The organism is Pirellulales bacterium, from assembly GCA_036499395.1.
Classification (GTDB): domain Bacteria; phylum Planctomycetota; class Planctomycetia; order Pirellulales; family JACPPG01; genus JACPPG01.
On record DASYDW010000137.1, the window covers coordinates 1 to 8,899 of the forward strand.

Consider the following 8,899-nt stretch of genomic DNA (forward strand, 5'->3'; position numbering starts at 1 on the left):
ACATCCGCCAACAGGACGGCACCGAGCCGGACGACGGCGGCGATAATTTCCGCATTACCAAATCGTGAGCGGAGGACTTCCAGTCCGGAGTTCACGATTCTCCTTCAACCTACCGGCTTCCAGCCGGTAGTAGTTCAGTTCAAATTGTCGAGATTCCGGCATGGAAGACCGATCAACTCGCCTTCGGTACGAATAATGAAGTGGGCGCCGGAAATACGTGGGTGCTTCTGCTAGACCCCGCTCGATCCGAGGACGTAGTCGGCCTCGTGGAATTTCTCGACACCGCTATTTGGGCTGCCTGGGATCTCGCTCATGGTCGTAGGCCTAGAAGTGGCAGCGAACACCAGAGGCGGTTGGCCCAAGAGGCAAGTCTTCGAAAACTCCGGCCGCCACGTTGGCGATAATGTGGCGAGGGGCCAGGGGCATTTGCGAAGGCACATCAAGGCTCGGTCACGGCATCAGGTCGTTACGACTCTTTGCCCGGGACAACTCTCGGAATTGCCCCTCCAATACCATTTAGAATGGCTCCAATACGTTGATTTACGGAGAAGCACGACACCTAGAGTGGCTTGAGGCAACTCAAGATTGGCAACGATTGCCCGGCCGTTAATTGTCCGTTACTAGCCTTGGGCAAATGCCCTTAAGTCGGTTTCAAAACTTGCGTACGCAAATGATTGTGCTTGGCAATCCTAGCGCACATCCTGCCGATAATCTGCTCCGCAGCCCCCTTTTTCCTCGTGACGTCGTTTCACCACGTTCGATTGTGTCCAATCGCCCGGCGAATCCGTAAAGCGAGCGGCAAACTTCGAGAATATTACGGACGCCCTTATCGCGTAGTCGGCGACGGGGCGCTCGGGCATGGCCATGGGGAGCCACCAGGACGCGGCGGAGATAGGCGGCAAACTCGTCGACCGAAACTAAATGCGCTTGGGGTTTCGATCCCGTGACCGAGACAAACTGTTCGAGATAACGCAACGCCGTGCGGTACCGGTTAATCGTTGCCAATGACGACCGCAACACGCTTTCGTGGTGCTCAAGAAAGCTTTTTCGCAAGGCTGGGATCGTGACAGGATTAAACGAAAAGGGGCTCGGCAGGGACAAGACGAGTTGGGCATTCAGCTGCGCGGCGATCGTGGCCGCCTCGGCTTCGCTGTCGGCGACACGACGGCGAACCTGACGGCCCCCTTCTCGGTCGGAAACGCACCAGCCACCACGCCGGAGATAATAGGAAACACGACCGACACGACATCGTACTAGTGGACGTCGGAGAGGACGTACCATCGGAATCTCCCGTGATGCACACGGTGTGCACCACGGGGAACTTCTGCAAGGCGCAAAAAGAACGCTAAGTCATCTGAGATAATGACTTAGCGCGAGAGCCGATAACGGCAAGCGGAGAGGACAGGATTCAAGTGAGACCGAGTCCTAACCGCTTATCAATCAATGCCTTACCTTGGCAACACAAGTCAGCACCTGGACTTGTGTTCGGTCAAGAGACGTCGCCAATGGCCAAGGACTCTCAGGAAGTGTCAGCCTGAATGACGCACTGTGTCATTCAAGAAATGTCTCGGCATCTCGGAAAGTTGAGATGCCTTTATGATCGCGATTTTGTTCTTCCTCAAGGCAGTCGGGTTTACACGAAGGCTCGTCGCAGTATCGTCTTGCGCGAATTGTTGGTTGCTGCTTCTTGATGCACTGATAACGGGCACCGTCTCCAGCAAACTGTCCACCCTTCATCCTGAATTTGGTGCCACGGCCATCCTGCTCTCCGTCGCACTCGGCGCTGTGGTCAATGGGCTGGGCATAAGCCACAAGGCTGGAAATAACGCTTCTGCAGATAAGGCTTCTGGACGCCTCCCGCCAAACAATCCGCCCAACAAGCGATCGGCGCCGCTTCCCCGACCGCAACGAAAGCCGCAACGGGCAAGGGCCGATCGTGGCCTGCCGCCCGACGAAGAGCTGGCTAAACTCGCGACAGAATACCTGAACCACCAGCGAAAGCTTTGGCCACACATGGTCAAGGCCGGACTGTTACCGGAATCGACCATACAGATCGTCCGCGAAATGGTCGAAGATTTCAAAACTCGACATCGAACCGGCAATGTTGACGTAGAGGCGAGCAGGGCCTTTGCGCCCTTCGCTACCAAATTCGCCGGGAGCTACGGTCGCTACTCCTGCGACAACAGCAATCCCAATTCGATCATTGACCAAATGACGAAAATGCTCGACAAGGCGCACGAAGAGGGGCGGTTCGTTCCCTGGTTATACGTATTCGCAGATTACTCGGTTACGGGTTTGGACGGTACTCGGCAGGGATACTCGTCCTACAAAGGAGTTCTGTCGCACAAGGAACATCGAATCGAGACCACCTACATCGACGACTTTACGCGGGCCTCGCGTGATGAGCTTGAATGGTGGAGGCTGGCATCGCTCTCTAAACAACTCAACAAGCGTATGATCGGAGCGTCGGACGGTTTCAACTTGTCTGATCCCAACTGGGATATATGGATCACCATTTTTGGCTTGCTTTCTCGGCTCTTCATCAAAAGTTTGCGCGAAAAAGTCAGACGCGGTATGAAAGGCGCAGCCCGTCGCGGCAATCATTTGGGCAGGCTACCCTTAGGCTTCACTCGCGACGTCCAACGGGACGTAAATGGTGAGCCAGTTCACGACAAGGATGGCCGTCCAGTATATGTCCGCTGCATCGATCCTTCGACGCGCGAATCTCGGCTACTCCTCTATAAATTGTATGTGCGCGAAGGATGGTCCTTGACTCGTATCACGAAGCATTTCAACCAATTGAAAATCGACGGAAGTGACATTTGGTCCCATGCCGTTATTCGACACCTCCTGTGGAGTCCATCGGCGATCGGCATCTTTATCTGGAATCAAAACCGTCACGAACGCGATTGGGAATCCCGTAAATGGCGTTTGATACCGAACCCGCGCTCCGAATGGGAGATCCACTTCGATCGAGATTTGGCCATCGTGCCGTTAGCTCTGTGGCGCGCTGCCAGACGGAAGCTCGCGACAGCCCGGCGTGCCAATCCACAGACGGGACGCAAACCCAGTCGCAACGAAAACTCCGCGACTACACTGTTCAGTGGCACTCTTGTCTGCGAGTACTGCAATAATGAGTTGAACCTCGGCCGGTCCGCGGGACAGCACAAACAACTATGCTGCGAGAATGGGCAGAAAGGTGCACATGGTTGCGGGCTCACCAGCTCGAAAAGCACCAAGATCATCGAGAATTGCCTGCTTAGCCACATCACTGATGCGATCTTGACCGATGCGAGCATTGACGACCTTATCGCTAAGGCCAATGTATTCGTCGAGCAAATTGCGAGCGCACCGCAAGTTGATATTGCGCCCTTGCGAGCGAATGGAAAGGTATTGGAATCGAAGATCGAAGGCCTTTTCCAGTGTGTGGAAGCCGAGCGTGGCAAGGATTCACCCGACCTTAAGTTATGTACTGCATACGACAAGCGCATCAGCGATCTGCAGGGGGAACTGGAAGTCCAGCAGGCTGCGCTCCAAACCGCGCAACGCAATAACCGCGTCGAAGTCAGGCCCTTGGATGTAAAATGGGCGCGGACGGCATTGGCAGATCTGACCAAACTGCTTCGGCTTGGAGTTCCCATGGCTGCGGAGGCGATCCGCACGCTTACCGGACCGATCAAGATTCGGCAGGAGAAATATGAACGGAAACGCGGCGCTCGTTGGGTCGCCACGTTTACACCAGACCTCGTTGCCGTATTACGGCAATTGGCCATCGAGAATGGAACGCCCGATCGCGCTGCATTAGCAACCATTCGTAATACCGCCGATCTCGCGGAGGTGGTGATCGATACGATACCCACTTACGTGAAACTCGCTCCACAATTCAAAGCGTTATACGAGCAGGGTAAGAGCGTCGACGAAATTGCGGCTGTTCACGGATTCACGAAAAAATACGTACGCACAATCTTGGATTTTGGTTTAGCTGGGAAGCTACCCAGATGGGTCGCTTCGAATGCCAAACGAAAAACCAGGAGCGAAACAAAATAACAGCTGCAATGGCTCATCCGGCCCTACAAGCTTCAGCGAGCTTCTGCGCTTAGGCACGGATCATGATCCTAGGCGGCGATCGCTTTTAGAGCGGGGCCGCCTTTACTATTGATCCATGACCGCTCCCGCGAAGGTTTTAAAAATGTCGACATCGACAGTCCGCAGGACCTGAGACGGCGTTAGCTCTTTTTGTTCCGCCATCGCGGGCGAAAAGGTAACGCATCAACTCACACTGAGTTACGCATTCGCTCACAAGGCGGCCGAGCCTTGTGCGTATTTGTTCGTCCGCGCGCATCTTCGTGCACTTCAAATGTGCAACGGCGTCTTCTCTCTCGACGAACCTGTTCTTCATTTAGAATAAAAAATTCCTTTTCTGGAAGTTCGAGCCATGCGCATGAATCCTGATGACAATCTTTCGACCGCCAGTCGCGATCGGCTTCGGCCACTCCTGGACTGCATTGCCTATTTGCTGGCAAAACAGTGGCTACGGGAGCAGACTTCTGGCGCTGAAAGCTTGATACAGACTACGAAGAATCGTGGCGAGACTGTAGAAACTGGAATAGGTGACGACATTAATCAAAGCAGAATACGGTAGACCTTGTCATGCCCCGTCGTGGGCCGGGCCGCGAGACGCGGCTCGGCCCTTGCCTTCTTTTTAGCCGTCACGGAATGGCTATGGTTCCATAGAGGCTTGCGGTTTCACCGCGCCACTCATGAGAGCTGGAGGCATCTCTCGTTCAACGGCAGGCATGTCGGCAAATCAGCTCTTGCCGTCCACTTGGCGGCCTGGCTCCACGAGCAGGGATGCCGTGTCACGCTAGCCGACTGCGACACGCAACAGTCGTCCTCAGAATGGATTCGCGAGGCACAGCCAGGCGTCAAGGCTGTACGCCTCGATAACCCGGATGTGGTTCTGAATGAATTGCCGAATTTGAACCAGGACGCGGACTTCATTGTCGGCGAGGGCCCCGGGAGCCATACGGAGACCAGTCGCGCATTATTGTTGCGTGCCGACCTTGCGATCATACCTCGCAAAGCGAGCATGCTAGAGGTGAGCGCCCTAGCCAAAGCCACCGAATATCCATGACGTCCGAGCCACAGCAGATCCCGCCCAGCCGACGACTATGGCTCCGCTTCTCGCTCTTGGGGATGCTGCTGATGACTTCCCTGATCGCCGTCGCCATCTGGGCCGTGCGAGAGCATCGCGAACGAATCAGGCTTGAAGAAGTAGTCCGAACACGAGGGCAGCAGAGCACCGCCGTCGGCTTTTGCAATATATTCCGCAGCAGTTGGATCACTTCCATGCCGAGTAGGCGATCTGTCCATCCCGAAGTACCAGAAGTTCGCCAGTTGGGGAAGTCTCCGTGGTGCCAATTGGCGACAGGTTGCTTCAATGCAACCAACCCTAGGTCGCCACTGCTCGCATCCACACGAAACCCTTTCGGCGATATGATTGTTTTACTTTCGGGGCGATCGAAGCTTTTGACGACATCCACGTCCGCGGGAGGGAGCCTTGGAAGGGACCGTATTATTGAAGCGCGCCTGTGGGCATAGCAGTCCGTTCACGTACAAGAAGAACGAGCGATTTGGGAAGCAGCGCCTTGAAAAGTTCCTGGCAAAGAAGTGCCCGGAATGCACGATCGCTGCGATTGCAGCTTTAGAGGCGAAACAGAAGCTCGAAGCAGCGATCAAAAAGCGCGCGGCACGTCAGCCCGGGCCGGAATAGGAAAGCTCCTAAGCGATCGCCGACGACTTTACGAGCGTGACGAACGGTTGTCGCCTGGCTAGCGTCCCCGATCCCTCCACTGCCATCCTCGCCGCGCTAGGCGGCTTAGCGTTGCTGGCGATTCGCCGGTCTTTCGCTCGGTGCAGATGCTGAGTTCGGGTTTCTATGCAAGTCCCGCGAGATTAGACTTCGCGCATAGAGTCGGGGAGTTCCCGGCAACTTCACTGGCCTGCCGCCAGCAGCCTTATTCCACCCACCTCGAATGGCCAGTGATGATCCTGCGTCTGACGAGTCCCCGGAGTCCATCGAGACCAATCGGGACGTCGACGTGTTTCTGCACCGCATCCGGTCCGGCCCTTGCGCTTCGGGCTCCCGCCGAACGAAGCCCTTGCCGAGCCAGCAGCGTAAGCGCCGGGCGCCAAGAATGCGCGAAACGCCGACTTGTTTTGCCGCGGATATCGCATAAACCGCGGCGCCCGCTTGAATGGCATGCATCAATAGCGCTAAAGATGGCGGGGGCGCGGTAGAGTTCGCGGCTCGGTTGTTTGCGGATATACGAGGCCAGATCGCAAACGTACCAGCAGATTGTGCTAAATAGAAAACGCGATAGAGGCCATTGCGATTGCGTTCCCCAAACGCGTTGGCAGCAACGCCCTTAGCGCGGCGGCTAGCCAGGGCACTGTGCATCACGCCAAACGCAGCCGTTGCCGCGATCACCCTAATCATGCTAGTTAGCATTGCAAAGTTTCCATCTAACCGGCCGCGGAAAGCAATTCCTCGAACAAGTTCGGATAAGTGTCGGAGGTTTTTCGAAGCTAGACGGTCACGATTGATCAAGAAATCCTGGAGCAAGGGCATGCGTCCGGGATCAACCTGCAAAAAGCACATCAACTGGCCCCGCGACAGCCACATGGAATGCGTCGTGATGCGCCCAGACATCCGCCAACGCTGCAGCCGAGGCTTCGTCTTCATCCTGAGCCGAGTGCGTTGAACCGAAAAACTCCTCGCAGCACTGACACCGCCATGACGCAGAGGATTCAGGGCCGAAAGTTTCGATCGTCAACGCGTACGTGTTGTTGTTGATCTGGATCGTGCTCGTCCGTGTACACATGGTTCATTATTCCTGTTTGGGCGTTATCCCGGGAGATGGCAACCCGTATTTACGGAGAATTGCGAGGGCGCCGGCTTGCATTGTGCTAATAGTGTCGAGTTCCCAAGAAGCGAATTCGCTGAGTTCGCCGATCCGAAGGAGAGCACTGCAGAAAACCATCGTCTCACGTGCTCTCCGGATATCCGACTCAGGCTCGTTGCTGTAATAGCGCTCGACGCGATTGCACATCGCTACCCGCCTCTATTGCGTCCCTGTCGCCAGACGCATTAGCAAAAGGCGCGCCACACCCAAATCTGTGTTTTAGAGCGGCGGGCATCAAGCGCTTTCGCGACTGGAGCCGCAGCATCAAAGGCCGCGGAAGGCGCGAACCTCTCTCCTCGGATTTTGATGTCCGCGCATTTAAAGAGGCTGCCAGCTGGGGTAGGGGTAAGCTGACAGCCTCTACGCACTAGCCGATTCGCGAGTAATCGGCAGCGGAAGAAGCCTAATTCTGCCAACGCCGGTTAGAAACCGCCTTAGAACGCAAGAAAAATGCCACCGCTCCATCCGGGACCGGCGGTCAATCGGGTCGCCCTCGTCAGGGAAAAGAGCACACGACCCGCACGCTTAGGCGGGTACGCAAACGGTTGTACAAAAGTTGACCCGCATTTGGCGGCAGAGATCAGTCGTTCATTTGAACTGTCCGGACGGGTCCGCCCAAACCGTTTTGAGAGTATTCACCTCCTCCTAAATTCCTTGAAGGACAGCGACTTGTCGCCGTTCTTGTCGAGGCTCTTAAACTCCTTCTTAGCCTTAGTTCTAGCTTTTCCGACTTTTTCGCCGGCAAATTCTGCCTCGGGATAATATTTTATCGGCATTGGCGTCGAGTTTTACAAACCGGTTCTCCTCAAATTGCGCTGCCGGAGCTGCGTGAGCTACCGGTGCGGGAACAACGCCAATCGTTAGGAATGTCAACGCTCGCGTCCAGAAGACTAATGGTTTCATGGGAATCTGTCTTGCAGGCTTGGCGGGATAACGTACGTAGTGATCAACGTGACCGCACCGAGGCCCAAGATTGAAAGCATCTCGAAATAAGTCGTTCTGACGGGCGGTGACGCTTAGCGTCGCGCCCGTCAGAACGGGAATAAAACTCAGCCCTACTTATGCGACTTTTCGTGGGCCTGTTTGCTGTGCTTGTGTGCCGCCTCGCTGTGTTCTTGGGCAGCCTTGGCGTGTTCTTGCGCTTCGACGGCCTCATCATGTTCATGATGATGAACTGCCTCACGGTGATGACGGGGCGGCGGCTTCGTGGTGGCCGGCTGCATCGTGTTGATGCTGACTGGCATCGTGCTTCATGGACATGCGATATGACCTTTGACAAAAACAGAAGTCGTTTCCGACGGTGTTTACTTGCGAGTTGTGTACCGCATGAATGCACCTTGGTAGCCACGAAACCGGATTCTGTGGCATTAAGTACTCCAGTAACGGCACGTCTATCACTCACTAGTCTCATGACTTTGCTCCATTGATAAGACACTTTAGTAATCGAGCAAAACGCGTGCCGATTGGCATCCGACTTGCACGCTCACGCAGACTCGGGCAACTCAAAAAAGGAAGTTGCATGAAAAGTAGGGATAAAGATCGAGGACAACGACGAGCCGGTCAACGCGATGACGAACTTTTGCCGGCCGAAGACAGCGATGTCTGCCAAATCAGCGATGAGGCAGCCGGAAGCCCGGCGGGCGGACTTGATTCGAGCGGCCTCGCGGCACGTCCGGCCGACGATGGAGCACCCAGTGACGCCGAGTTAATTGACGAAGATGATCCGAATGAGTCGCAATCGGAATTTCGGGCGGCGCAGTCGGCGGCACGCCCGTGAATAACCGCATTCATGGCGACTAAAAGCCTATCCGAGAACCTTGGCGGCTCTCAAGGCGACGATAGCGAATTGAAAATGGAGCAGGCCCAGATAATTCGCGGCTTTCTTTTCCCAGCGGATCAACAAGCGCCGTGCGCGGTTGAGCCAGGAGTGCGTG

At 55.5% G+C, this 8,899-nt stretch carries 6 protein-coding genes; 4 read left to right on the forward strand and 2 right to left on the reverse strand.

What is annotated here, in order from left to right; all coding sequences use genetic code 11:
* Nucleotides 1-1,596 precede the first annotated feature (1,596 nt).
* From VGN12_29340 to VGN12_29350, 3 genes are all read left to right on the forward strand, one after another.
* Complete coding sequence (locus VGN12_29340; protein HEY4313593.1) at nucleotides 1,597-4,047, forward strand: recombinase family protein; 2,451 nt, start codon at nucleotides 1,597-1,599, stop codon at nucleotides 4,045-4,047.
* A 613-nt stretch (nucleotides 4,048-4,660) separates the two neighbouring features.
* Nucleotides 4,661-5,134: a ParA family protein gene (locus tag VGN12_29345; protein HEY4313594.1), complete on the forward strand. Its 474-nt coding sequence runs from the start codon at nucleotides 4,661-4,663 to the stop codon at nucleotides 5,132-5,134.
* 426 nt (nucleotides 5,135-5,560) lie between these two features.
* Complete coding sequence (locus VGN12_29350) at nucleotides 5,561-5,773, forward strand: hypothetical protein (GenBank protein HEY4313595.1); 213 nt, start codon at nucleotides 5,561-5,563, stop codon at nucleotides 5,771-5,773.
* Nucleotides 5,774-8,020: 2,247 nt separating this feature from the next.
* Here the strand turns inward: VGN12_29350 and VGN12_29355 are convergent.
* Nucleotides 8,021-8,209: a hypothetical protein gene (locus VGN12_29355; GenBank protein HEY4313596.1), complete on the reverse strand. Its 189-nt coding sequence runs from the start codon at nucleotides 8,207-8,209 to the stop codon at nucleotides 8,021-8,023.
* Between the two features lie 275 nt (nucleotides 8,210-8,484).
* Here VGN12_29355 and VGN12_29360 point away from each other — a divergent pair, with 275 nt between their 5' ends.
* Entirely contained in the window at nucleotides 8,485-8,742 is a 258-nt protein-coding gene (locus VGN12_29360) for a hypothetical protein (protein ID HEY4313597.1), read from the forward strand.
* A gap of 27 nt (nucleotides 8,743-8,769) precedes the next feature.
* Here VGN12_29360 and VGN12_29365 read toward each other — a convergent pair.
* A partial coding sequence (locus VGN12_29365; protein ID HEY4313598.1) for an IS5/IS1182 family transposase occupies nucleotides 8,770-8,899 on the reverse strand: 130 nt, incomplete at its 5' end.

What these genes read in the sequence shown, in the direction of transcription:
- VGN12_29340 (HEY4313593.1), top strand. Translation starts at nt 1,597, where the DNA reads ATGATCGCGATTTTGTTCTTCCTCAAGGCAGTCGGGTTTACACGAAGG.
- VGN12_29355 (HEY4313596.1), bottom strand. Translation starts at nt 8,209, where the DNA reads ATGCCAGTCAGCATCAACACGATGCAGCCGGCCACCACGAAGCCGCCG.
- VGN12_29360 (HEY4313597.1), top strand. Translation starts at nt 8,485, where the DNA reads ATGAAAAGTAGGGATAAAGATCGAGGACAACGACGAGCCGGTCAACGC.